Source organism: Pontibacter indicus, from assembly GCF_900156345.1.
Classification (GTDB): domain Bacteria; phylum Bacteroidota; class Bacteroidia; order Cytophagales; family Hymenobacteraceae; genus Pontibacter; species Pontibacter indicus.
On record NZ_FTPP01000003.1, the window covers coordinates 429,000 to 454,327 of the forward strand.

The following is a 25,328-nucleotide window of genomic DNA, read 5'->3' on the forward strand; positions in this document are numbered from 1 at the left end:
TGTCAGTGTGAATAATTTGCCTGAGTACGCCATCACTAAAATTGGAAAACAACGTCGTCGATGTTGATGCGGGGCCTGTTGTTATTGGCAAAAGGGGTTGAGGAATTCACAAACCTGATTCTTACCTGCTCATTTGCAGCCGCATTAACAGCGATTTCATCTGTCACCAAAACTTTAGATTGCACATCAATGGTTAGCTGCTGCAGCAGGGTGTAAGTGTTGCCGCCGTCTTTTGAGATCTCCACATCGATCGTGGTCGGGTTCATGTTGGCCACCTCCGCGCTGGCTGGGTAGATGCCATGGGACACTTTCAAGCCCTTAACCCCCTGCAGATCGAAATTCATGCTCACCATGCCATTTCGCTTGTCGTTGCCAACCGTGCCCTGCATGCGCACGCTCTGTGCCCCGTTTTTCATGTCGGCCGCGGTAGCCGCTGTGATGGCACCATCCAGGGTCCAGACACCTGACTTGAAACTCAACTCCTTCACGTCATAGCTGGTATTGCTGGCGTCCTCGAAATCCTCGGTCGTTTCAGTCACTCCTCCCACGATGTCCTCGATATTCCTGGGATTGATGTAGAATTTATCTCCGCTTATCCGGACGATGCCGGTATAGGAGTTGGCCATGGCGGGCATGTTTATATCCGTGAACGCGGTATTGGGCTGAAGCATGGAATAAACGGCTCCGATGCCGTCCCGAAGCACCACCTCCCCCTCAAATCTCCCCTCGGTACCACCGCTCAGGTTGACATCAGAAACCTTTACCAGGATCGGGCCCCAGAATTCCGCGTTGACCACAATGTCAGAAAGCGTGGTTGCTTTTGGGGTGACCTCCACAGATCTTCCCGTTTTTTCAACAGCGCTTGCACTTAAATCGGAGATGACCAGCTCTCCCTCCCTGGATGAGAGCGAGGCCCCTTCCAGATTAAGCGTCACCTCGTCGCCTTTCGCAAAATTGGAATCACCAGACAACTGCAAGAGGATGGCGGCATCTTTTCCCTCCTCCTGCACGGCCACCATTCCTGCTTCCATATTGCCACCAGCCGCATCGGAAATCACAATGCCTTTGATGGCAGTAGCGCCGAACTTCAGGTCATCGGACTGCTGCACCTTTCTTAAACCTGTAATATTCTGAGGCTTGGATAACGGAACAGGAGTGGCATCCTCGCTTTTACTGCAGGCCCAAACCGATAATAGCAGAATAATCGCCAGGCTCCTTCTTAATGCTCTATTCATCATATTTTTAGAGGTGTAAAGTGTAGACATTAGGATTAATGGTTATGCTTGATTGCTATGGATAGTGAATTTGATGCTGTCATGAGGAAACTATTGCTTCCCTACTGGTTGCCCTTGCTTGAGCATGGCGTTTATTTTCTCCTTTGCCATTTGCCTGAACTGATCATTGCCTTTGTAGCGGGCGTTGGTATTATCCCAAAAATTTTGTTTTTCTTTCGTCAGGATAAGGCTGTTGATAATCCAGCTCTGCGTCCACCCGGTCAGGGTGCCCCAGGGTCCCCAACCCGAGTCCGCATTGGAGGCCCAGTAATCCCAGCGCTCGTAATCGAATGCCCTGAACCAGGCCCCGTCTAAATCCTCATGCACAGGACTGCTCACCTGGATCCGCACCAGAAAATCAGTGATCCGATTGGAGGCGGCTCTATAGGAAGGGTTGTTTGTGGCGGCAGCAGCTTCATTCAGGGCAAATGAGGCAAAATTTAAGGTATAGAGCAGGTCAGTGGCCGGATCGCCATATTCTGATATCAACGGGGCCTCCTTAGAGCCATATTCTTCATTGGATGCGATGCGGCCGTATCTTCCCAGTCCCTCTTTCCCCAGCTTCTCCCGGATGGCACCACTCTCCTGCAAGTCCTCCAGTAGCTTGTCTGCCACCAGCGCGAGCCATTGCCGATGCGTCGGGGAATCCTCCACGCGTACAAGCCAGGCCAAGGGCAGCAGCATTCGTGCGTATTCCTGCTGGATCCCGTTTGTCCACTTCCAGTCCGGGTGACGGTTCATGGTGATGGCAATGGCATCCTTGGCCTTCTGCAGCAGCGGTGCATACCCCGTCTTATCATAAAGCCAGAGGTAGCAAGCCCATAGCCAGGATTCATAATGAGGATGGACGTTTACGATTTCACGATTGCCCAGGGTCTGCCAGTCCGTCTTCTGCATGGCTGCGTCTCTGAACCAGGGCCCCCTGAAACCATTTGTGCCGGCCGTTCTGAAATTCCCCAAGATCCCCTCTAGTATGTAGGCATCCCAGTCACTGGTGCCGAGGTTGGCCGATGCGCCGATGGTTGCCAAGAGCGCCCGCGCATTGTCATCCCCGTAATAGGCGTCGGGATCTGTGGTGGCCCAGCCTATCAACCCGTAAGATGGACTCTGGGGATCATTCCGCTCTCCGGCCCGCAGGTTCGAGTCTTTATAGAGGTGATGCAATAAGTTTTTTGCTGTCTCCTTGTGCTCGTCCCTCTCCAGCAGGTGCGCCGCAGAACTTAGTGCAAAGGCCACTTCCGCCTGACAGTCTGCCCGAAGCCACCAACGGTAAGGCTGGGACCCGTCTGCCTGAATGAAAGAGGCGTGCCCCTCTAATATGCCTAAACTCCCATCACCAACAGGCTGATCCGGTCCTACCGGAGGGTGCACCACCTCGATCCCATTTTTCGAAGTTCGCTGCTCAAACTGCTCCTGCCAGTCCGGATGGATGAACAGGCGTGCCTTGTAAAACCAATCTGAACCTTTCAGAATGGATTGTTCATAGGCGTTCGCCGGAAGCGCCTGTTCTTTTGCGTAGGAAGGCCTGACTTCCTGGGGCCAATGCTGCAGGGCGATTGCATCTGTTGCAAGCAAATCCCTCAAGATGTAATCCCATACCCTGGACCAGGAGGCTGCTGGCCCAAACCGGGAGGTGATGGCATCACTCAGCTTTGTCGGGCTTACTATCATCCCCTGGTGCCTGAATAACAGCGGGAAAGCCTCTACATCCTGCAAGCCATAATCAGCCTTGTCATATCCCGCTACTTTCCCCAACACGATAAGCGGGCTTCCCGCTGCCTGCAAGGGTATAAACTGATGGTCGTTTACCCCCAGCAGCTCGAGCGAATCCAGGCCGGAGATCTTAGAGGTATTGACGACTCCTCTCTCTAACTTTATGCGCCTGGTCTCTGGAGGCAGTTCCATACCAGGAAGGGTGGCAGGGTACTCCAGGTACACCTTTAATTTTTTCTTTTTAATCCTGTCAAAGGATTTTTTACTTAAAAGGACACGGTTAGCAGGATAGGAATCTGCCAGCAGGAGGACAGCATCATGCTTTCTGGCACTCTCTATCGCATCATCTGCACTCTCCACTCTCTGAAAATCAATCTGATTTTTAAACAGCAGCTTCACAATATCATTGTCCGCCGAAGCTGACACAATCAACTGTGGATCTTTTAAGCTGCCTCCACTTCCTGAGGCTTGCTTATAACCGGCGATTAACAGCAATAATAGGATCAGTGTAAATTTTGAATGCATATCTTCGCGTTAATGATGGATAAATTAGAAAATTAATTTTATATATTCCAAATCATTTTTAATATATTTTAATAATTGATGTTTTGTATTTAAATTAATTTTTAAACAAAAATATAGTAGTGAAATTTATTTAAATACATTTCCGTGTTATCTTTATGTTATGAATCGACAGCAAACTGTGTTTGCTGTATATATTTACCATTGTATAGAAGTTTAAAGGAATGTCATATAGAAAAGGGTTAATGGGGACGCTTATACAGGAATTGCAGCAGGATGAGAAGAGTGGCGTTTCTTATAAAAACACCTTGTTGAAAAAACAAGTGTTGGAAATCCTATCCACTCGGGGAAACGCTACCTTAGCTGATTTGGGCAGGCAACTCAATGTCAGCACCCCCAAAATCAATGAGCTCATCACAGAGCTCATGGCTGAGGGCCTGGTCCGTGATTATGGGAAAAGCAATGCAGGGGTTGGCAGAAAGCCTAACATCTATGGCTTGGAAGCCTCTTCGGCTCATTTTATTGGGGTGGAGGTTAAAAGAGAATCCATTAACATCGGGTTGATGGACTTCTCCGAAAAGCTTCTGAAAATAGAACTGGACATCCCCTTTCACCTGGAGAATTCAAATGAGTCACTTGATCAACTGTGCACTAAAATCGAGGAGTTCATCAACTCGACTACAGTCCCCAGGGATAAAATTCTGGCCGCATGTGTCAATATCTCCGGCAGAGTGAACCATAAAACCGGCTATAGCTACAGCTTCTTCCATTTACATCAGGAACCACTCAGTGAGATCATCAGAGATAAGATAGGTATCCATACCTACCTCGAAAATGATACCCGCGGCATGGCTTTCGGTGAATTTTATAGTGGTGTCGTGACATCAGAAAAAAGTGTTCTCTTCGTCAACATAGATGAAGGCATTGGAATGGGCATCATGATAGACGGGAAACTGTATTATGGGAAATCAGGCTTCGCAGGGGAGTTTGGGCACATCCCGCTGCTGGCGAATGATATCATCTGCCATTGTGGCAAGAAGGGTTGTTTGGAAACGGAAGCCTCCGGTATTGCGATCACCAAACAATTTCAGGCAAGGCTGCAACAGGGAGCCACGAGCATCGTCACCCACACGGTCAGTGATGTAGCCAAAATCAACCTCCAGCATATCATTCAAGCCGCTCTGAACGACGACATGCTGGCTATCGAGATCATCTCCGAGGCAGGTGAAAAAATAGGACGCGGAATCGCAGCCATCATGAACCTGTTTAATCCTGAATTAATCATTTTGGGTGGAGCATTGGCTGAAACAGATGCCTATATCAGGCTTCCAATCAAAGCCGCGATCAATAAGTATTCCTTAAGCCTTGTCAGCACGGATACGGAACTCAGGATGTCCAGTCTCGGCAGAAAAGCAGGCGTCATGGGGGCCTGTCTCCTGGCAAGAGATAAAATATTATTCATACAATAATAAGCCTGCGGCGTTTAGTCAGACATATAGTCGCTCGATACTAAACGCCGCTTTACAGTGGTATCAGGATTGGAAAGGGCACAAGGTGTAATCCTGCCACATCCCGCGGTTCAAGTAAAACACCTCCAAGGCCGCTCAGGGCAGTTTGGCCATTACGTGGTTGTCTGCAGAATAACTCATCAAGCCCCTGTTTAAGCCGCAGTGCACGCCCCTAGCAGGTGGTCGCTCTCCAGAAGCAAGTGTTGCTCCGCCCGGCCCTGTCTGCGCACCATCGCAGCCTTAGGCCGACGCATCCGCCCCCATCGGTTTAAAATTACACTTCTCTTCTCCTGCCAGGTACTCTACACCTACAGGTTGCATGTGAACCGCTACATCGGAGAGCAGGCAGCTCCTTTGGCGGATTGCCAAAACCGTAGGAAGCTCCAACCCCTCGCCATCCAGGCTTCTAAACTGTGGCGGTAACACCACCTCCCTGTCTTGCGTCACAACTAGAGTCTGATAAATTTAGTATATTTGTACAGGGTAAATCTTAATCTGTCTTGAGACAGTTAACTGGATATTATGCGCATACAAGCTGTCGTACGAAAAGGTCATGTAAAAGAACTTGACGAGCGAGAGGACCTGCTCTACTGGCTCAACCGTTCCCCAAGAGAGCGAATGGAAGCAGTCACCTTCATCATCTCCCAGTTTCTCAAGCCAGGGCAGAGGATGGACAAAAGTGCTGTGACCAAAAGAAAGATTTCCCATGACATTAGCTAGGGATTTCGAGGAGTTTATCGGTCTGCTGAACAAGCATGCCGTGGAATACCTGGTGGTCGGGGGCTACGCGCTTGCTTTCCATGGAAGACCGCGTCACACGGGCGATTTGGATATCTGGATAAAGGTCTCAGAGGAGAATGCACAACGTATGCTGCAAGTGCTAAAAGATTTCGGACTTGCCTCCCTCGGCTTTGAGAAGCAGGATTTCCTAAAAGAAGGCTACGTCACCCAGATCGGCTACCCTCCGCTGCGAATCTACATCCTCAACACCATTGACGGTGTCACTTTCCAGGAAGCTTACGGTAACCGAGAGATGGTGGAGCTAGAAGGGCTGGAGGTAGCCTATATTGGCCTTCGTGAGTTTGTCCAAAATAAGGAGGCAGTTGGCAGGGCCAGAGACCTGAGTGATATCAAGGAGATCCAGGCTGAACCAAGATTGAAACGAGGCCGAGGACCCAAATTATAGCTTGCGCGCTTCACTATCAGCGTATAGGAAGAAGGCTTAACGAAACACAGGCCAAGCTGCTCCGTACCCTCAAATGCCCCCTTAACTGGTCCGAAATTCGCATCTTTGAGACTCATGACAATACCAGGCGCTAGCTACTGCAAACGTGGCTGGCGCTTTTTCATATGTGCTGGCTTTTCTCAAAACCTCTTCCTGAAGGTAGGCCACCGCATCCACAGGTTGGCAACCCGCAACAAGACAGACCACCTCGAGAAGAACAGGATCAGAATCGCCGATCAGATCATCCCCATCAGCGATACCTACAGTGATGGCTTTTACAAAAAGTTAAGAGGCCTGATTTAAAAGGTATCGATCGGAAGCTCTACCCCCTCGCCATTGAGGGTAGTGTAGTGAGGGCTGCTAGTAACTCTACGTCACGCTGAATAAATTTCGTTAATTCATCTACAGGCGAGTACGATCAAAAAAGCTGCTCCACCAAAATGGAGCAGCTTTTTAGTGCTCATCGATCCCCTTTGCTTGTGCATTCGAATCGATGGATCAGCCGCCTGCTTACTTTTTGAGCACCATCATCTCGGAGGTGTGCGACAAATACCCTCTGTACTGCTGATTGGCTACATCATCCAGTAAGTGCAAAAGGGCTTTTGTGCGGTTGTCGTCTTTGGCGCTTCGGTAGACTTCCTCGAAAGAAAAATACCTGACAAGCGCTTCCAGTTCCTGCATTACGTTGCTCAGTACACTGAAGGCGTTCTGGCCGTAGGCATGGACCACCTTGTATTTGCAGTGCAGCGGTCCCGCATTCTTTACCCACAGGGCATGCTGATTTGTCAGGCAAGCTGTTCCCAGGTCAAAGTTTACAGAGAAAAAATAATCCACGGCCTTACCCTCTGCCGAGCGCGGCGCCTCGTCTGTCACGTGCACCCTGTGAAAATGGTGGTAATTCATGTTACTTCTCCCTCCTTTGCTTCTTGTCACGTCCACTTCCAGCTCATGCAGCATGCGAAACGACAGGTAGGTTGCTGCATCTGGTGCAGCGCTCAACTGCTGAAGCAGGCTTTCCTTCGCCGCTGCTGTAGACGGCTCCGCTTTTATCTCGTGATTCCAAGCGAAAGAACGGTTAAGGCTTCCTGCAGTTCCCATTGTTAAGCCTATCCCAAAGCCAAAGACCAACGTCACTTGATTCGGCGCAAAGGTAGCCTTGCGGCCCGGACACAGGGACAAGGTCGTGCCAACAAAATGGGTATCCACCTGCGGCGGACCCACCGCATTTTCTTGGCCTCCACCTTGCCTTTAGTCCGGCTCCGAAGGCGAGTGGGGCACCATAATCCATTTCCTCACACTTAAAACAGCAAGATTATGGAAAAGACCGTCAACACCTTCGCCAGAGTAGCCGAGATCAAGCTCACCTACCGCAACAAAGTAAAACCCTCCGAAAGACCCCAAGTCACTTGCTCCAATGACAGCTACCAAGTGCTCAAAACCAGCTGGGACACGGGCAAAATGGAATTCGTCGAGCAGTTCAAAGTGCTACTCTTGAGCAGGGCCAACCGGGTGCTGGGTATCTACGAGGTCTCCACGGGTGGCGTGGCCGGCACCGTCGCCGACCCCAAACTCATCTTCGCGGCCGCCCTAAAAGCCTGCGCTTCGGGAATCATCCTCTCGCATAACCACCCCTCGGGCAACCTGACCCCCAGCGCGGCCGACCTGCAGCTGACCCAGAAAATGAAACGAGGAGGGGAGCTACTGGACATCGCCGTCCTCGACCACCTCATCCTCTCCAGCGAGGGATACTATTCCCTGGCAGACGAAGGGCTCCTGTAAAGCCCTTCTTTCTTTTGCAGGGACCATTCACGGTCCCTGCCTCCCTTCTAGCAGTTTTCATCACTTAAAATTCAATCTTATGAACGCCTATCAGAAATTCAACCAGCTTGCCGGGCAGGTGACTAACGAAATCATGCAGCAACTCGAGCAGGGCCAGGTTCTCTGGCAAAAACCCTGGAGTTCGTACGGGCTCCCCAAAAACTACGGTTCCGGCCGCCCCTACGGGGGCTTCAACGCCTTCTACCTGAACTATGTCACAGCGAGATGTCACTATACAGCGCCTTACTTTGTCACATTCAAGCAGGCGCAGGCACTGGGCGGCCGGGTCCGGAAGGGTGAGCAGGGCACTCCCATCGTCTACTGGAAAATTTATGATGGAAAACAAATCACGCATCCGAAAGATCAGGAGGTCGGGCATCGGGAGAAAGAGGGCAAGAAATGCGTCCCTTTCTTCTGGACCGTCTTCAACATCGACCAGGTGGAGGGCGTCGACTTCCGCCTGCCTGAGATCCCGGAGCGTTCCGGCCAGCAACTTATCGAGGCCTGCCAAGACGTGGTGGACGGCTTCCCCTCCCCGCGCCCGCGGATCCTGCATGGTGGTGCAGCGGCCTGGTATGCCCCGGCCACGGACACGGTGCAGCTACCCGAACCCGGGCGCTTTCACTCTTCCGCCTCCTACTACGCCACGCTCTTCCACGAACTGATCCACGCTACGGGCCATGCCACCAGACTGAATCGTTTCACCCGGGAAGCGGCACCCGCCCGCTTCGGAGACGAGGCCTACAGCAAAGAGGAGCTCATCGCCGAGATGGGCGCCAGCTTCCTCTGCGCCTATACCGGTATCCGGGAGGCTGTCTTCCAGAACACAGTGGCTTACCTGCAGGGCTGGATCAGCTGCCTCCGGGAGGACAAGACGTTGCTCCTCTACGCCGGCACCAGGGCTTTCAAAGCAGCCAGCTACCTGCTGGCGCTGAATGCCGAAGCGGAAAGGCTGCCAACCTCCGAGCTCACCCGGGCTGCCCAGGTCTAGGCAGGAGCGGGGCGACCTGGCGCGACCAGGCCGCCCCCCTTCTTCTTTTCTGTTCCCGGAGGAATGATGTACACCTGGCTTTTGGCACCGGGATCGTAGGAGGGCAGGTAGTGAATGTACCCCCACCGGGCCAGTTCCCGCATGCAACGGTGGTAGGTGACGCGGGAGCCGATGCGCGCGCAGCGCATCAACTCTTTGCGCTGCGCGCGAAAGTAGGCTTCACGCCGCTGGGCCAGCAAGGCCATGTAGAGGCACAGGTGCGACCGGTGCAGGCGCGGGTCCCGCGCGGCTTTCGCGAAAAAGGATGTCAGGAGCAGTGGCAGCTTCATGGGCGCCCTCCTTTCCCCTGCAGCAACCGGTTGATGTCCTCCAGGCGGTAATAGTGCGTTCCGCCAATCTTACTGAAGGGCAGCGTGCCTTCCACCCGCAGTTTTTGCAGGGTGGAAGGAGAGACCTGGAGCAGGCGCCGCACCTCGGCGGACTTGAGTACTTTGGCCGGTGCTTTGGCCTGCTCCTTCCCGATCAGCCGGGACAAGTCCTCCAGCAGCTGCCGGTGGAAGGCGAACAGGTCTTCTTTGGTAATGATTTCTACTGGCATAAGCGAATCGTTTTGTTTGCAGGGTCAATATCCGCCCCCCGTATTTCCTTCCTTCACAAGCATACCCCCACTAGGGAAAAACTTTCCTGCTGCCAGCAGGACGTGGCAACCCCTCCCCCTCTCTGCCTCCCCCGGCAGAACGGGTACCCGGAGGAGGGCCTGTAAAACTTTACCCACCTGTGTAGTGCCTTGTGAAAAAAACACCATATACCTCCCCATTTTTGAAAAGCGTCACCCCTTTGGGCCGGGCGCCATTGCCGGCAGCCCGGCTCCCCGGGAAGACGGCGCACCAGCTTATTTCACACTTGCAGCCCAGCAGAACTATGAACATCCAGCAGCTTAACAGTGCGGTCGCCATCACCGATTTTCTGGCCGGCCAGGGCATACAGCCTGCCTACAAACGGAAGGAGGACTGGTGGTACACCTCCCCCATCCGCGCACCCGAACGTACGCCCTCCTTCAAAGTCAGCACGCGCCTGAACCGCTGGTACGACCATGGCGCAGGCGAGGGCGGCAAGCTCTTCGACCTGGCCGTGCGCCTGCTCCCGGGCGCCTCCATCCGGGAGCTCATCCAATTGCTCTCCGGGCCTGTGCTGCCTTCCATCAGCGATGGCACGGCAGCCCGGCTTTCCCCGCCACAGCCCCTCCCCAGCGAGAGCCCAAAAATGGGGCAACCCGTTCCGTCCGGCCTCCGGGTACTGGAGACCAAGCCCTTGGAGGCAGGCAGCCCGCTTGCCTCCTACCTCGGGCAGCGTGGCATTCCCCTTGACACGGCAAGCCCTTACTGCTGTGAGGCCCGCTTCCTGGTCAGGGGACGGCCCTACCAGGCGATTGGGTTTAAGAACCGCTCCGGGGGCTATGAGCTGCGCAACAGCTGGTTCAAAGGTTCCTCTTCTCCCAAAGACATCACCTTCCTCGACCGTGGCAGCAGCACCCTCTGCCTGCTGGAAGGGTTCATGGACTTTCTTTCCCTGCTTCAGCTCCGGCCCCGCCTGGTGCGCAGGGCCAGCTTCCTGGTCCTGAACTCGCTATCCCAGCTGGCCAAAAGCCAGGAGGTGCTGGCGCAGCACCGGCAGGTGCTCCTTTTCCTCGACCAGGATCAGGCGGGACGCCGCGTCACAGCACGGCTCCAGCACACCTACGGGAGTGCCCGTGATTGCTCCTCCTTCTACCGGGGGCATCAGGACGTGAATGCCTACCTGGTCGCCCGGGGTGGGACGGCCAGGCAGCTCCGCCTGGGACTTCGCCACAGCTAAGCGCTGCCCGCGAAGGGCCTTAAGCGTAGGGAGCAAGTTTGTGTTTTTGTCATACAATAACTTTTTCCCGGCCCGCAGCTCCCGGTGGTCGCAGCGGGGAATTCTTTTTCACCTAACAAAACAATAGCATGGAAACACCTCCCACACAGCGGCCAAAGCAGACAGTGAAGAAAGGCGGTCGGCCCCGCAAACAGGTGAGGCGGGACTACACGCTGGTCGTGCGGCTCACGGAGGCTGAGCGGCTGCTCATCACGGGCAAGGCCCGGCAGGCGGGCCTGAGTCTCTCGGCCTGGTTCCGGGCCTCGGCCAAGCGGGCTGTTGTCGTGGCCCGCCTCCGCCCCGAGGAGCTGGCTTCCCTGCGCACGCTCTCGGGTGTAGCCAACAACCTCAACCAGCTGACCCGGCTGGCGCACCGGGAGGGGCTGCTCCCCTTACAGGGCATCTGCCGGAAGGTGCTTGACCAGCTCCATCACATACTGTATCAACTGGGAAGAAATGATCGGAAAAGTGATGACCGGTAAGTGCTTTGCGGGCTGCGTGCGCTACGTCATGCAGAAGCCCGGGACCGTGGTGCTGGACGCGGAGGGCCTCCGCACCGACTCGGTACAGGCTATGGTAGCCGATTTCAACCTGCAGCGCAGATTAAACCCGGAACTGGAGAAGGCCGTGGGACACCTTGTCCTGAGCTGGAGCGTGCACGACAAGGCCTTACTCAGTGACCGGGTGATGGCAGAGCGGGCCAGGGAGTACCTGGCAAAGATGCAGATCACCGGCACGCAGTACCTGGTTGTCCGGCACCGGGACAAAGCACACCCCCACCTGCACATCGTTTACAACAGGGTCAATTATGAAGGCAAAACGATCCCGGACAAATTCCAGCGGCAGCGGAACGTGCAGGTGTGCCGGGAGCTCACCCTCCGCCACGGCTATTACCTGGCGCCGGGCAAGGCACAGGTGAACAGGCACCGGCTCCAAGGAGCTGATAAAACCCGGTACGTCCTGCATGACGCGATCAAGCTGGCGCTGCAGCAGGCCCGCAGCTGGCAGGAGTTGGAACGACTCCTGCAGGACAAGGGCATCACCATCGACTACAAATACAAAAGGGGCACAGCACAGGTGCAGGGCGTCAGCTTCCGCATGGGCAATCTGAACTTTAAAGGCTCTGCCTTGGACCGAAGCCTGAGCTACGGGGCGATCAACAGGCAACTGGCGCAGCAGCGGATCACCCCGCCACAGGTTAAGCCTGCCTTTGCCTCCCTGCAGGACAGTTCGCTGAACCAGTCGGTGCCGGGCCTTGCTGCAGGGATAAACGGTGAAATCGGCTCCCTGGTAGAACACCTGCTTGCTCCTGAGACAGCGCTGACAGCACCTGCCCACCTAACAGACTACCCCTACCGAAAGAAAAAACGCAGGAAAAGAAAAAGGAAACACCTTTGACACTACAGGGACTGGAAGAAAGACGCTGTAAAATGATAGTTGTTGGTTTTGAGGAGCACCGTGGCCTGAGGCAGGGAGATGGGTTATCTACTCCTGTTTAAGCATAAGAGCGGAACTGGTAAGTCGCTCGGGCAGGATTAAATTTATAAGGTTATAACACACGCTCCTCCTGCTTACGGCCAGCGCTCCCAGCAGTAGGCGCCTACGGCCTCAACCGCTACTTCGTTTATCCAACTGAACAGCATGTGATACCAAGGGCCCTCTCCTGGCGTCATTTCCGGTAAGCCCCAAGTCATGACGTATCAGGGAACAACAGGATCATCAACACCTCAATGGGCAGCTAGTAGGCAGACGCTTCTACATTGGTGAAGCGCAGCAGCGTTTGATCTTTTACGCCAAATCGTGAATTCATTCGGTTTCTGATTATACCTGAATTCATACGCCCAGCCGGTTTCATCTTTTTCAAGGGCATAATGTTTCTCGTCCTCCGCGTCATGCACTTCCAGGATGTCGTACTTGACGTTCCGCTTGTCGATGATCCCAACTATTTGCGCTGAATCCAGAATATAAAGCCTGATCTCTTACCTCCGTGGTAAAAAGCTCTGATTCTGCCCCGTTCTTATCATACCCTTTGTACCCATCTGCATAGAGCCTAAGCGTTTGTGAAAAAGACACTGTGCTCAGTAGCAACATGAGGGGCGATGGCAGGATTTTTTTCATTCCGAAAAGGGAGGCAAAATCAGAATAACGTGTTGGTTAGGGGAAAGCGTCTGTTCGGATAAAATTTCACCGAAGCTGCATCCCAAGGACAGCGAGCGCCCGTCTCACATGAGAGCACAACCCGCAGGGGCGGGCAGTAAACAGTGATTCCGGGCTTTCACTTTTGGTCTGATCAAGAGTGGGTTTGCTTCCGATAGCAGGGAAACTAACTCTTTTCATTTCCGGATCTAAGATAATGCCTACAGCAGCCAAACCATTGGGGGAATGGTTCGAGACGTCCCCACACTGAAGCCTTTGAATGAACGCTGAGGTGCTTTTTATACGTCGAGTACGAAGGAAGCCATCCAGAAGCCTCAGAAGAGGCAACCAGGTATAGGTAGCGAGATGCCAAATACGCCGCGTTTAGGAACCACACAGGGGATGGAATGGGCTTCTTTCGGAAAGAGACAGGATGCTGGCTACGATGACAGGGATTGAAAAGCCCCTGAAATGGATAGGTAACTGAAATGGAAGGAGGCGCAATTTCTGGCGAAGGGCTTTTGGAACCGGGCCTCACTTCCCATTCAGTAAATGTGGCGGCACAGCCACAGCTTCACTAGAGACTGGTTTCTGTTGCGGTTGTCAAGACCGTACATATAGCGGTTGTGAATACATTCTCCATTCTGTTACCCTTTACCGCCTGCGTTGTCAAGGTCAGAACGACCTGTTTCTTAAGTTGTAGTTTTCCTTTTTTCATGTGACTTTGTTTTAGATTTTATCAAATATAAACATATATATATATAAAATCTTTCTAATTTAGACATAGTCACGTTTGTATTAGATAAACCTTATAATTCAGTCGACATTCTGAAAACAGCCGCTGCCAGCAGGCCGGTGTGGCCGCTCGCTCACATGGTCCCAGCGTATGCTATCACACAGCCGGCCATGCCACGCTCGACCCGGCCACCACTTCAGAAGACTACAAACGGATAAAACTGGGAAGGTGCCACGCACAGTCTCCCTGGCCCACCGGGTGGCCATTTGCAGAACTGGTGCGTGAAAGGGAAGGCCGTTGCTGCTGTGAGGGCGACACGGCAGGACCCTGCGAAAAAGCTGACAGGGTTGTCTGGACCTGTAAAGCACCTTAGATACCGACAGCCACCATCTCCCCAGAAGCGCAGGGGGTGTGGGCTGGAGGGAGCGATTCAGTGACGGCACCCGGCGTACAGGCCCTAGGAGGCGGGTCTTACCCCATGCCCGTTTCATGCAGCTGGAAGGTCAGCATGACGTGAAATGAAGATGCCTCCTCCCGGATCACCAATTCATGGCGTTCAGGATACAGAATGTTAAGCCGCCGCTTCACATTTTCGAGGCCGATGCCGGAGTTAGCCTTTTCTCCCACAGTCTCACGCGTTGGTCTGCTGTTACTGACCTTAAAAACCAGGATCCCGTCTTGGCATTGCAGGCTTACCTTCACCCAGGCCCGTTCGATGGTGTTGTGAATCCCGTGTTTGAAGGCATTCTCTATAAAATTCACCAACAACAGCGGGGGGAGCTCCTGCTGCTCGTGGCCGTTCACATCAAATTCGTAGGCAATCTGTACCCGGCTGTCATGGCGCAAGGCCTCCAGTCCGATGTAGTCGCTCAGAAATTTGATTTCTCTTTCAAGCGAGATACGCTCTCCTTTCGCCTCATAGAGGGAAAACCGCATGATGTCCGAAAGATCCAGCACAATCTTGGCGGCACGCTCGTTGTCAAAAACGAGGGAATAGAGGCTGTTCAGGGTATTGAAAAAGAAGTGGGGGTTGATTTGTGATCGCAAAAAATTCAACTCCAGTTCCGAGTTGACTTTTTGTAAATACAGGTTCCTCCGGGAGGCGTCCTGGTTTGATTTGTAAAACTTGATAAACAAGGTGAACATGCAAAAAGGGAAGACAAAGGACATCACCCAGGTGAAGGTGGTCAGCGTAAAAAGGTCAGCGATTCCCTGGAGCACATACCGGTTGGTCAGGGTCTGAAAGATCCCATTGCCAGGGAAAAGGTCCGACAGGAGCGCAATGTAGAGAATAGAGGATAGAGCAGAAAAAATATAGAGCCCCAGCAGCAGCAGGGCCACCATGCCCCAGTTCCTTCGTTGCACGAACCGAACCAGCCCGTAGATGGTCGCATAGTGGTTGAAGGCAACGGTCGCCACCATCGCCACCACAAAAAGAATAAACGCCGGGTCTAGTAAATCCCCTTGCAGGGGAAGTTTGAACAGTAACAGGAGAAAACAGCACATGCCCAGCCACAGCAGCGCGTGGAGGGAAAATCTGCTTGTGGCATTGTCGGTATAAAAATCTTGCACCTTTAGTTTCATCTATCTTCCTCCTGCAGGACAGCAGCCCGCTTGCGTTTTTCCGTGTAGTGTTTCTGTAAAAAATAATAAACGACATATTCCTGCAGCCGCTGATCTGTCTTAAACCACCGGTTTATGCTCATGTGGATGTAGCTGCCCAGGTTCCTGAAAAGCGCGGCATCCTTGCCGGCGATGTCATGCCCCAGTTCGTCCGCTATCCGGCGGCTTCGCAGCGCCAGCAACCCCTCGAGCGCGTCGTGCTCCTCCGGGGCCGTCACTTTGTGCCGTAGCGCCCTGTATTGCTGATCCAGTGTCACCCGCAGGTCCGGCTTAAACTCCTTGCCCAATGCAGCGCACGCTCCCCGGATAAAATCCAGGCGCTCTGCCAGGTCCAACTGGAAGGTATCCAGCCAGCTCGCCACGTTGCGCATTGCATACAGCAGCCGGCGGTCCCCCTCCCCGTCCAGCTCCAGTTGCCCGGCGGCGGCCAGGAACAGGGCGGAGTCATGGTAAAAGAGGCGTTCTGAGGACAACATGTACCGGGGGCTGTAGCGCTCCACTTCCCGTACGTAGGTATCGAGCTGCACTTTCCACACCAACCGCTGCGCCGTGAAAGCGGCCAGTGCGGCATTCAGCTCGCCGAGGGCCCAGGCAAAGCGCCCCTCCCCCTTCCCCAGCTGCATGCGCAGCCTAAGATGGCAGTGCGGATCGGTATACCGGATAAAAAAGTACTGGCTGATCTCCCCTGCGGCTTCCAGCCGTTCCACCACGGGCTTTACCGCCTCTGCCAGGACAGTGTCCGCCACGTGGGCCCCGCAGTAGATTTTCACATAGAGCCATTCGTCGCCAGGAAAGAAAGTCCGCCGGAGGGCCCGGGCGTCCTCGCCATACACCGGCGGCGGGCCGGAAGCCCGGGGGGCCGGCTGATAGAGCGGCAGGACAACCTGGTGCAGGAAACTGCCAGGGGCTGCGACATCCCCCACGTGCAACCATTCCGTCAGGTGCAGGGATTTTTGATCTTTGAGCTCCTGCAGCAGGATTTCACGGTATTCCGGGCGGTGGATGTGGATCAGCAGTTGGTGGTCCCCCCGGGTGATGGCAACAGTCGGGGGCAGGTTCCACTGCTTCCAGAAAGCCGCCAATGGCTCCGCAGCGAGCCCACTTTCCAGGAGCTGCCGCGTGTCGGCGGCCGAGAACTTCCAGGTAGCTGGCGCCAGGATCACATTGCGGTACGTGAGCCTGGGCAAGAACGTCAGGCCAGACGCCCAGCTCCCCCAGTCCACCCCCAACGCGGTTTTGCCCTCGTGCTGCATGGCACAGAGAAAATGGTACAGCGGCAAGGACCGCTGCGCATAGTTATGGGCAGTCGACAGGCGTGGCCGTACTTGCTTTCCGAGCCGTTTGGAACGAAGCACGATCCGGTCCCCCTCAACGCGTACCAGCAGGTCTGCTACGGGCAGCTGACGCTCGCCCGGCACAGAGGCGGCAGACAGGTAGGGGATCTCATACGCGCGCAGCACCGGCCGCTGCAGGACGTTACCGACCCGCGCCTCAGGCAGGTGCAGCACTTCAGCCAGGATTTGGTCAGGGCAGAGGGCCTGCTCCTTTTCGGCTATCTCCCGCCCGAGCCTGTACATCCCCTCATCCAGGTGGTAGAACCTCCCCAGGAGGCTGTTGGCCGTGGCGCCACCTACCGTCTGCAGGAAAACCTGCTGCCCGGTCCCGGGTGCTACCAGGGAAAACATAGCGGCAAAGGTCTGCGGCAGCTGTCCTGTCTTTGGGGCAAAACCGGCAATCTCCCCGTCCTGCAGCACGATCTCTGTTTCTCCCAACCGCACGGCCCGTTCGTAACGTCCCTGCAAAAAGGCATGCCAGGGTTCCGTCACCTGTTCGGTGCGGTTGCCCTCCGGGTAAGCGTCCGCCAGCGCGGCGTCGGAGATGTTGCCAATGCTGCCCAGCACCGGGAAACTGATGCCTGTCTCCGAGTCGATTACCTCCGCCAGCGGAACCTCCTCTGACTCGTATTTCTCCACAAAGGCACGCTTGAAGGCCGCGAGCTGTCGCTCCTGCTTTGTCTGGGTTGCCGTGAAACGACTCAGTACCTCGATCCCCTTTAGCACGGCCGACAGGGTTTCCCCTGGGAGCCTGTCCGGCGTGGGGGTCTCTTTGTAGAGGTCTAATTGAAAAAAACTGCTCCTGTAGTCCTCCAGCCCCAACTGTTTCAATCCTTCCTTGAACAGCGCAACCATTTCCTCCCGTCGGGCTCTGTCGCTGCGTTCATTCAACCGGGCGATCGCCCCCTCAAAGCCTGTCAGCACCTCCAGGTAAAGCGTCAGCCGGGGCTGGCATACCTTCGCTGCCAGCGTTTGGAGTTTTCGGATCAGCGAGCCGAGCGGGTCCGGGTCCGTCACCGCCAGCTCCAGTTCGCTCACCAGCAGCTGGGCCTCCATGAGCTCACGGACAAACTGTTCCTTCTCTTCTTGGAGAGCCTCCAGATCGATCAGCGCCACTACCTCCTGAAACCGGGCGCCGCCCGCTGCAGCGGCAAAAATCCGCGCCAGCAGCTCTTCCCTTTCCACCGAGGAGAGCCGGTAGCTGCGCACCCCCTGCTCCAGTTCGTATTCGACGTAGCGGTAGGTGTCCCCCACCTGGTAGAGGGAGTTGTTCGGATGGTATGACAGCAGGGGAACAAGGGCAGGGTCGCGGCTGATGAGACTGCTCAGGGTGAACAGCAGGTGCATGTCCATCCGGATCGCCTTGCGCAGGGAGCCGGCAGCAGCGGCCAGCACCGGCTCACCCCGCCACCCGGTGATCGTACCCAGGCTGCAACCGGCAAACAGACCGAAGGGCGTGCAACGGCTGGAGGCCCGGATCAGGTATTTTTTGAGGCTGATTCGGACACGCTCTCGCTGGCGGTTGTCTCCTTGCAGCATTTTGACGGTCTGCTCGTAGAGAACCGGGGAGGACCAGAATACAGCCTCCAGGAAAAGGTCGTTCTCCAGCTGCGCATCCAGCCATTCATCCAGGCTGTGTGCTGCGGCAGGGTGGATGCCGTCATAAGGGAAAAGTGGACTGCGGACAATGAAATGCCCGAAATGGTCGATTGTTGCCATAGCTAATTAGGGAAAGGCGCTGGGACCAGGCAGGTCTGGTTGTCAAAATAAGTAAAGACTGACAAGGCAGCACAAGAACGTGGCTTGGCATACCCGGCGCATCAAAGAAGAAACCCCGGCCCTCACAGGCTGCCTGCTGGTTAACAGGCCCTGTGCCGGGCAGTGGTTTTTGGCCGGAAGGCCTATTTCAGCCACTTGTTCGCCTCGTTCTTGATACTCTCCCGGTAAGTGGACCCGATGATGATCTCCTCATCGGCCACCGTTGTCTCCAACACGTTGCCGTCAATGCCCTTGATGGAGGAGGTGCGCACAATGTAGGAGCGGCTCACCCTGGTAAAGTCCTGTGGCGGTAGAATCTCGAGGATACGCTTCATGGTCAGGTAGGTGATGATCTTGCGGTCCTTGAGGTAGATCTGCACATAGTCTTTCATCCCTTTGACCAACAGGACGTCTTCGAACTTGATGTGCAGCAGTTTGCCATTCACCTTGGCCCAGAAATGAGAGGCGGAGGGCTGCCCTTCCACCTCCTGCCTGCGGGCGGGCTGGTTTCCGCTGACGAGCTTGTGTACTTTGTTCACCGCCTTGAGGAAGCGTTCGAACGAGATGGGCTTTAACAAGTAGCCGGCCACGTCCAGCTCAAAGCCTTCCAGGGCATGGTCGGGGGAAGCCGTGGTCAGGATGATCTGCGGCTTGTGGTTTTCGAGAATTTTGATCAGCTCCAGGCCGCTCATCGTCGGCATCTGGATATCCATGAACACCAGGTCAGGCTTTAAGTCCTCGATCGCCTGCAGCCCCTCAATCGCATTGCCGGCCTTCTTGATCACTTCGAGAAAAGGCACTTTCGCGGCGAGCTTTTCAACTACCTCCTGCGCCAGGGGCTCATCGTCAATTATGATACACTTCATGTTTCCTAAAAAGTTTGCTTCACAAGGCTGGTTGTTTTACAGGATACGGGGACAGCGACGGACTGCCTTCCGGCAGCCCCGCCTGGCGGAGGCCCCATGCCGTGCCCGCGCTAGGCGAACGGGCAGCCGGCACTGGGAAGGGCGAGGGCCCCGGCTCCGGCCGGCTTCTTGTTTCAAGTTGTACAAAATCCCTCAGAAAATCCATCTTTTCACAGTAAAAATACGCCTGCCTGCCAAAAGCGGGCCACAGCGCCTGTTTTTTTGGCTAAAGGGGCAGGACATTCCCGAAAATCCTCCCGGCGATGGTTCTATTCTCCAGCACGATTTCCGCCTTTCCGATCATCAGGTATTTGATGGGCAGCTCCTGCCCCAGGTTCGTCCGCAGCCGCCGGTGATCGAGCGTCACGTAGGCCTGTACTTTCCCGTCCACGGGTACGGGGAGAATCTTGCTTATCCGGCCGGTCAGGAACCCAAAGTCCGAGGGCGGGTAATTGTCCACGGTGATCACGACTTCCTGCCCCAGCTGAATATTACCCGACCCCTTGACAGGATAGAATAGCTTGACCTCAAAATCGGTCGTCTTGGGCACGACCCAGACCACGTAGTCCTGTGTGTTGGTCCCATCGATCCCCTTGGAGATGAACACCTGGCCCGACATCGGGGTGATGATGGGCTCATCGAGTTTTTTGGCAGCATTCCGGTGAATGAACAGGGTGTCACCGGGCTGCACCCAGTCTTCGTCCTTCACCAGGAAGATGAATTCCTGCCCGGCATCCTCCCGCTTGAGGGACACCTTTCCGGGCTGCTCCTTTGCCTGTATCAGCACCTCGGCCGGCACGCTGTCCGGGAAAGCGATCGTGTTGCTGATGAATATGCCGATGGCCGAGACAATGAACAGGATGGTGATTCCCCAGCGGGTGATCCAGTGCGGTACGCGGCCAATGATCTCCTCCATCTCATGGCTCTGCTCTTCTGCGTTTAGGGGGCTGTGTTGTGGCATCGTGTGTTCTGTTTAGGCGGCGTCCAGCTCCAGCTGGTTTTTGACAAGTTCATAGTAATAGCCCCGCTGGTAAACCAGGCTCAAATGTGTGCCCTGCTCGACGATCTCCCCGTCCTTCATGACAATGATCTGATCGGCCTTCTTGACCGTGCTCAGCCGGTGGGCGATGATCAGCACCGTCCTCCCGATATAGAATTCGTCCAGGTTCTCCATGATGATGCGCTCATTGTTGGAATCCAGGGCGCTGGTCGCCTCGTCAAAAAACATGTAACTCGGCTCCTTGTAAACGGCACGGGCAATGAAGATCCGCTGCTTCTGCCCGCCACTCAGACCGGAGCCCGTGTTCCCGATGCGGGTTGTAAAACCCAGCGGGAGCTGCGAGATATAGTCGTGCGCGTTGGCCACATGCACCGCGTTCATCAATTTGAGTTCGTCGATCTTATTGCCGTCCAGGGCAATGTTGCGGGCGATGGAGTCAGAGAAAATGTAGCCATCCTGCATGACGGTGCCGCATTGGCTTCGCCACAGCTTGGCGGAAATGTCGTTGAGGTTGCTCCCGTCCACCAAGATCTCCCCTTCGGTGGGTGCATAGAATTTAAGCAGCAGCTTCATCAGGGTCGTCTTCCCACTCCCGCTGGCCCCCACGATGGCCGTGACCTGTCCCTTGGGGATGTGGAGATTAATGTTCTTTAACACCAGGGCGGACTTGGCATGTCCATACCGGAAACTGACGTTGTCCAGCGTGATGCCCGGCCGGAACCTGCTGTTGAGCCCTTTGGCAAAGAAGACCTGGTTGAGCGAATGCCCGAATTCCTCTTCCTGCATGTCCGTCACCTGGACGTTGCTCTTCTCCTCATTCTGCTTGTTGTGGATCTCCCCCAGCCGTTCCAGGCTGATCTTGGCATCCTGTACGGTCTTGACAAACTGAATGAGCTGGTTGAGCGGGCCGTTCATCTGCCCGATGATGTAGGAGATGCTCAGCATCACCCCCAGGGAAATCTGCCCCTCGATCACCAATACGGCCGCCATGAAGGAGATCAGGATGTTTTTCAGCTGTGTGAAAAACGTGGCGCCGATTTCCTGGTACTGCTCCAGGGCCAGGCTCTTAATGTTGACCTTGAAGAGCTTGGACTGAATCTTCTCCCATTCCCAGCGCCGGGATTTCTGGCTGTTGTAGAGCTTGATCTCCTGCATACCGGTGATGATCTCGTAAATGCTGTTCTGGTTCTCCCGTGCCCGCTGAAAGCGGTTGTAGTCGATGTTTCGCCTGCGCTTGAGAAAGAGAAAAATCCAGGCCACAGACAGGCTGCTCCCCACAAAGAAGACCAGCAGGAACCGCATATCGTAAATACCCAGCACGACAGAGAAAATGACCAGGTTGATGATAGAGAAGAGCGTACTCAGCGCCGAGCCCGTCAGGAAGGTCTCAATGCGGTGGTGGTCGCTGATGCGCTGGGTAATATCGCCGATGTTCTTCGACTCAAAGAAATTAATGGGCAGTTTCATCAACTTGATCAGGAAGTTCGAGATGATCGTGATGCTGATCCGGGTGCTGACATGGAGCAGAATCCAGTTCCGGATCAGGTTGACCAGCAGGCTCCCGATGAAGAGGGCCAGCTGGGAGATCAGCACCAGGTAGACGAAGTCTAAGTTCTGCTTGTTGATCCCGAAGTCGACCAGGCTCTGCGTCAGAAAGGGAAAGCACATGCTGATGAAGCTGGCCAGGATCATCCCCAGGAAAATCTGGAAGAGATAGGCCTTGTAGGGCTTGATGTACTGAAACAGAAAACCAATGCTGGTGGAGTTCTCCTGAGGCTCCTCCTCTGCCTGGCGGGTGTAAAATTCCGGTGTGGTCTCCAGCAGCAGGGCAACCCCTCGCCCGTCGTCCGTGCTGACCCAGCACTTTTTGAACGTTTCCACGTCCACCTCCACCAGGTTATGGCCGGGGTCGCCGATCACGAGCTTCTCCTCCCGCCGCAGCAGGGACTTCTCCTTCACGTCATAGAGCACGACAAAGTGGTCCTGGTTCCAGTGCAGGATACAGGGAAGGGGCACCTCCTCCTTCAGCTGGCTATAGGAGAGCTTGCCCACCAGTGTCCTGAACCCGACCTTTTCGGAGGCCTCGCTGAGGCCCAGAAAGCTGACGCCGTTCTTCGTAATGTGCGAAATGGACCGCAGGTAGTCCAGGGTGTATTCCTTCCCATAATATGCACTCACCATTCTTAAACAGGTGGGACCGCAGTCCATGTAGTCCAACTGCTTATAAAACTTATACTTTGAATGCATCGCGCGCGCTATTTATGAGGAAGTTTGTTCGTTGTGGTCGGCCAGTGCGTCTCGACCGTGGGGCCTGCGTTCCCACCGGCCATCTGGTCCAGGCCCTCGTGCGGGTCCTGCCCCTCGGAATCGCCAAACAGCCGTAGCCGCTTAAGCTCCTCGATCGTTTTCCTGTCCTTTACTTTTTTGCTCTTTTTCATATGGTGTTTGGTTATCGCTTATATCATTTCCTCCATCCCACTCAGCAAATGGCTGACCTTGATCTGCACGCGCTGGTGCTTGTCGGCGTTGTAGATGGTGGGCTTGTATTCCTTAAAGCCCCCGCTCAGTTGGTTGGCCTCGGCCTCTTCGACGGACAGTTCGTAAAAGTCCGCCAGGCCCTTGCGCTTGCTTTTGAAGTTGAATAGCTTTTTCATGTTCTCTTCTTTTCCCTTAAATTATTTAAGCGCCCCCTCACGCAGAATTTATTTAGACCAATGGCCGGCTGGGCTTCGACCAAGGTCAGTTTCCATTCGTCAAACCCAGCACCTTGGGCGGCCCGTCCTGCAAATGCTTCCGGAGCCAGGTGTCCACTTCCCAGAGGATATGCAGGTAAGAGTCCAGCAAGGTGTAGGCGTGCGCCTCCCCTGGCAGTGACACAAAGCGAACCGTCTTGCCCAGCCCCTTCAAGGCCGCGAAGTAGGCCTCTGACTGCCTGTAATGCGTGCCTGCGTTCTCATCGCGCTCCCCGTGGAAGAGCAGAATGGGCCGGTTGAGTTTGTCGGCATTCTGAAAAGGCGAAAGCCGGTGGTAGAGCGCCTGTTCCTCCCAGTAGGACCGGTACTCGCGCTGGAACCCGAAAGGGGTCAGGGACCTGTTGTAGGCACCGCTCATGGCCACCCCCGTTTTAAACAGGTTCGTATGGGTCAGCAGGTTGGCTACCATAAACGCTCCGTAGGAGTGGCCCATCACGGCCATCCGGGACGTGTCGATCAGGCCGGTGCCGCCTGCCGCCCGGACCGCTGCCCGCGCATTCAGCTCGATCTGCTCCAGGTACGTATCGTTGGGCGGGCTCCCCTCCCGGCCGATGATCGGAAACGCGGCATTGTCCAGCACCGCGTAGCCGGAATAGGCCAGTAGTTTTTGCAGCGACAGGGAGGCTTCGTAGCGGTAAGGGTACGTGGCGGCCCCACCGGCGCTGCCGACGTGGTCAATGGGGTAGGCGAATACCAGGCAGTCCAGCAGGCGATCCGCCCGCACACTGTCCCGGTTGTAGTACAGGGTGGCCTGCAGCGGCACGCCGTCCGCCCGCAGGTAAGTCAGCTCCTGCGTGACCAGGGATTGTTGCAGCACTTCCAGGTTGTTGCCATTGAAAGTCAGCACCTCCTCCTTTCCGCTGGCCAGGTCCACCCGCACCAGGTTGATGGGAACGGTGCGGGACTGGCGCGCCATGATCCAGGCATCCCCCTGCTCAAAGGCCACCGGGAACTCATAGTGGGGGGCTGCCGATCGCCAGACCACCTCCCGGCGCTTGCTGCGCAGGTGCAGTTTCTCCAGCACGGGCTCCACCTCATCCCGCGCGTTGACGGGTTTGCGGGACAGGTAAATGCTGCCATCCCGGAAAAGCAGCCGCTTCCCCCCGCCCGCCTTTTCGTAGACCGGACTGCCCGGATCAAAGGATGTCCCCTGCCGGCCCAGGTGCAGCAGCGTGTCTAGCGTCGCTCCCGTGCGGGGGTTGAACAGCACCCAATGACCTGTCCGGGTTGCCCCCCACTTTTCAGAGCGGATCGCCAGGGTATCCCGTATCCAGTAAGCGGCCTCCAGCCGCAGGGCACTGCTTTGCAGCAACCGCGGTGCCTGGTCAAAGGGGGCGGCCCAGGCGAACAGGCGGTCCCGTTCGGTGCTTTCCGCCTTGGGGTCGCCCCCGTCCTGTGCCTCCACCCAGGTCAGGGTGGCCCCCACGTCTGAGCGCCAGGTAAAGTGGCGGGGTACATCGTAGGCCGCATCCCTGCCCAGCGGCCGGTTCACCGGCCCGATGGATTTTCTGACAACTTCCCGACCTTCCTGGCTCAGCACCACCACTTCGGAGGGGAAGCGGTGGAAGGTCTGGGTGTAGGTGTAGGGCCTGGCCACATAGTGCACCTTGATGTAGCGTCCATCCGGGGAGGGCTCAAAGCTGGCAATCGGCCCGCTTTCCCCTAGGGGGGAAATCCTGCCCCGCACGTCTGCTTTTTTGAGTTGTGAGGTGGCATAATAGTCAAAGAGCGCCTCATCCGCCTCATGCTTCAGCAGCCCCTGGTACGTCCGCTGGGGTTGGGCCTGCCTGTCATGTTCGTAAATGACCGGCTTACGGGGCCCGACGGCCGGATCCCCCCGTTCCGGGAGCGCAGCGAATACCAGGCTGCGCTGCTGGGGAAGCCAGGCGAAGAAGGCCTCATCCACCAGGGAAAAGTTGAGGTACCCGTTGTACAGCCTGCGGGCCTTCCGGGCTTTGACGTCCACCAGCCACAAGCTGACCCCCTTGGCCTCCCGCAGGCCCAAAGCCAGGTACTGGCTGTCGTCGGACCATTTGTAGTCGACGATGCGGAGCTGCGGCGGCAGCCCCCGGATGGGGAAGGTCGCGCTGTCCCCGCTGGCGCGCTTGAGCAAGAGGGCATTGTACCAGGGCATGTCGG

General features: G+C 55.5%; 23 protein-coding genes. 8 read left to right on the forward strand and 15 right to left on the reverse strand.

Annotated elements, in window-relative coordinates; translation table 11 throughout:
- Positions 1-35 precede the first annotated feature (35 nt).
- Both B0B12_RS16615 and B0B12_RS16620 read right to left on the reverse strand, forming a co-directional pair.
- Complete coding sequence (locus tag B0B12_RS16615) at positions 36-1,238, reverse strand: DUF5689 domain-containing protein (protein ID WP_139337829.1); 1,203 nt, start codon at positions 1,236-1,238, stop codon at positions 36-38.
- 87 nt (positions 1,239-1,325) lie between these two features.
- Positions 1,326-3,179: a hypothetical protein gene (locus tag B0B12_RS16620; protein ID WP_139337830.1), complete on the reverse strand. Its 1,854-nt coding sequence runs from the start codon at positions 3,177-3,179 to the stop codon at positions 1,326-1,328.
- Between the two features lie 554 nt (positions 3,180-3,733).
- Between B0B12_RS16620 and B0B12_RS16625 the strand changes: the two genes are divergently transcribed.
- Positions 3,734-4,978 carry an ROK family transcriptional regulator gene (locus B0B12_RS16625; RefSeq protein ID WP_244554741.1) on the forward strand — a complete coding sequence of 415 codons (1,245 nt, stop codon included), beginning with the start codon at positions 3,734-3,736 and terminating at the stop codon, positions 4,976-4,978.
- Positions 4,979-5,257: 279 nt separating this feature from the next.
- Here B0B12_RS16625 and B0B12_RS16630 read toward each other — a convergent pair whose 3' ends face one another.
- Positions 5,258-5,464, reverse strand: a complete 207-nt coding sequence (locus tag B0B12_RS16630) for a hypothetical protein (protein WP_076671137.1) — start codon at positions 5,462-5,464, stop codon at positions 5,258-5,260.
- A gap of 259 nt (positions 5,465-5,723) precedes the next feature.
- Here B0B12_RS16630 and B0B12_RS16640 point away from each other — a divergent pair, with 259 nt between their 5' ends.
- Positions 5,724-6,203, forward strand: a complete 480-nt coding sequence (locus B0B12_RS16640; RefSeq protein WP_076671140.1) for a hypothetical protein — start codon at positions 5,724-5,726, stop codon at positions 6,201-6,203.
- A gap of 114 nt (positions 6,204-6,317) precedes the next feature.
- Complete coding sequence (locus B0B12_RS20505) at positions 6,318-6,545, forward strand: hypothetical protein (protein ID WP_212564618.1); 228 nt, start codon at positions 6,318-6,320, stop codon at positions 6,543-6,545.
- Positions 6,546-6,752: 207 nt separating this feature from the next.
- On the opposite strand, the gene B0B12_RS16650 is transcribed toward B0B12_RS20505, so the two are convergent.
- A complete protein-coding gene (locus tag B0B12_RS16650; protein ID WP_076671142.1) occupies positions 6,753-7,340 on the reverse strand; it encodes a hypothetical protein in 588 nt (195 codons plus the stop codon).
- 216 nt (positions 7,341-7,556) lie between these two features.
- Between B0B12_RS16650 and B0B12_RS16655 the strand changes: the two genes are divergently transcribed.
- Positions 7,557-8,021, forward strand: a complete 465-nt coding sequence (locus B0B12_RS16655) for a JAB domain-containing protein (protein ID WP_076671143.1) — start codon at positions 7,557-7,559, stop codon at positions 8,019-8,021.
- 79 nt (positions 8,022-8,100) lie between these two features.
- Positions 8,101-9,051 carry an ArdC family protein gene (locus B0B12_RS16660; protein WP_076671145.1) on the forward strand — a complete coding sequence of 317 codons (951 nt, stop codon included), beginning with the start codon at positions 8,101-8,103 and terminating at the stop codon, positions 9,049-9,051.
- Here B0B12_RS16660 and B0B12_RS16665 read toward each other — a convergent pair.
- Both B0B12_RS16665 and B0B12_RS16670 read right to left on the reverse strand, forming a co-directional pair.
- Positions 9,048-9,380, reverse strand: coding sequence for a hypothetical protein (locus tag B0B12_RS16665; RefSeq protein ID WP_076671147.1), 333 nt, complete (start codon positions 9,378-9,380; stop codon positions 9,048-9,050). The genes B0B12_RS16660 and B0B12_RS16665 overlap by 4 nt on opposite strands.
- Positions 9,377-9,649: a helix-turn-helix domain-containing protein gene (locus tag B0B12_RS16670; RefSeq protein ID WP_076671148.1), complete on the reverse strand. Its 273-nt coding sequence runs from the start codon at positions 9,647-9,649 to the stop codon at positions 9,377-9,379. Before B0B12_RS16670 ends, B0B12_RS16665 begins: the two co-directional genes overlap by 4 nt.
- A 323-nt stretch (positions 9,650-9,972) precedes the next feature.
- Between B0B12_RS16670 and B0B12_RS16680 the strand changes: the two genes are divergently transcribed.
- The 3 genes from B0B12_RS16680 (at position 9,973) to B0B12_RS16690 (ending at position 12,342) form a co-directional block, all read left to right on the forward strand.
- A complete protein-coding gene (locus B0B12_RS16680) occupies positions 9,973-10,905 on the forward strand; it encodes a toprim domain-containing protein (protein WP_076671358.1) in 933 nt (310 codons plus the stop codon).
- A gap of 128 nt (positions 10,906-11,033) precedes the next feature.
- On the forward strand, positions 11,034-11,426 hold the full coding sequence (locus B0B12_RS16685; protein ID WP_076671152.1) for a plasmid mobilization protein: 393 nt from the start codon (positions 11,034-11,036) through the stop codon (positions 11,424-11,426).
- Positions 11,401-12,342, forward strand: a complete 942-nt coding sequence (locus tag B0B12_RS16690; protein WP_076671154.1) for a relaxase/mobilization nuclease domain-containing protein — start codon at positions 11,401-11,403, stop codon at positions 12,340-12,342. The genes B0B12_RS16685 and B0B12_RS16690 overlap by 26 nt, the downstream gene beginning before the upstream one ends.
- A 173-nt stretch (positions 12,343-12,515) precedes the next feature.
- Here the strand turns inward: B0B12_RS16690 and B0B12_RS20705 are convergent, their stop codons facing one another.
- The 9 genes from B0B12_RS20705 to B0B12_RS16730 all read right to left on the reverse strand — a co-directional run bounded on the left by B0B12_RS20705 (position 12,516) and on the right by B0B12_RS16730 (position 25,155).
- Positions 12,516-12,638, reverse strand: coding sequence for a hypothetical protein (locus tag B0B12_RS20705; protein WP_280173756.1), 123 nt, complete (start codon positions 12,636-12,638; stop codon positions 12,516-12,518).
- A gap of 1,649 nt (positions 12,639-14,287) precedes the next feature.
- Complete coding sequence (locus tag B0B12_RS16695) at positions 14,288-15,400, reverse strand: sensor histidine kinase (RefSeq protein WP_076671156.1); 1,113 nt, start codon at positions 15,398-15,400, stop codon at positions 14,288-14,290.
- Positions 15,397-18,492 (reverse strand): lantibiotic dehydratase, encoded by a 3,096-nt coding sequence (locus B0B12_RS16700; protein ID WP_076671158.1) that lies wholly within the window; start codon positions 18,490-18,492, stop codon positions 15,397-15,399. Before B0B12_RS16700 ends, B0B12_RS16695 begins: the two co-directional genes overlap by 4 nt.
- Before the next feature lie 182 nt (positions 18,493-18,674).
- On the reverse strand, positions 18,675-19,397 hold the full coding sequence (locus tag B0B12_RS16705) for a LytR/AlgR family response regulator transcription factor (protein WP_076671160.1): 723 nt from the start codon (positions 19,395-19,397) through the stop codon (positions 18,675-18,677).
- A gap of 265 nt (positions 19,398-19,662) precedes the next feature.
- Positions 19,663-20,397: an HlyD family secretion protein gene (locus B0B12_RS16710; RefSeq protein WP_076671162.1), complete on the reverse strand. Its 735-nt coding sequence runs from the start codon at positions 20,395-20,397 to the stop codon at positions 19,663-19,665.
- A 12-nt stretch (positions 20,398-20,409) separates the two neighbouring features.
- Positions 20,410-22,683: a peptidase domain-containing ABC transporter gene (locus tag B0B12_RS16715; protein WP_076671164.1), complete on the reverse strand. Its 2,274-nt coding sequence runs from the start codon at positions 22,681-22,683 to the stop codon at positions 20,410-20,412.
- Positions 22,684-22,691: 8 nt separating this feature from the next.
- Positions 22,692-22,874 (reverse strand): hypothetical protein, encoded by a 183-nt coding sequence (locus tag B0B12_RS16720; protein WP_076671166.1) that lies wholly within the window; start codon positions 22,872-22,874, stop codon positions 22,692-22,694.
- Between the two features lie 18 nt (positions 22,875-22,892).
- Positions 22,893-23,090, reverse strand: coding sequence for a hypothetical protein (locus B0B12_RS16725; RefSeq protein WP_076671168.1), 198 nt, complete (start codon positions 23,088-23,090; stop codon positions 22,893-22,895).
- Positions 23,091-23,175: 85 nt separating this feature from the next.
- Positions 23,176-25,155 (reverse strand): alpha/beta hydrolase family protein, encoded by a 1,980-nt coding sequence (locus B0B12_RS16730; RefSeq protein ID WP_170871895.1) that lies wholly within the window; start codon positions 25,153-25,155, stop codon positions 23,176-23,178.
- Positions 25,156-25,328: the final 173 nt, after the last annotated feature.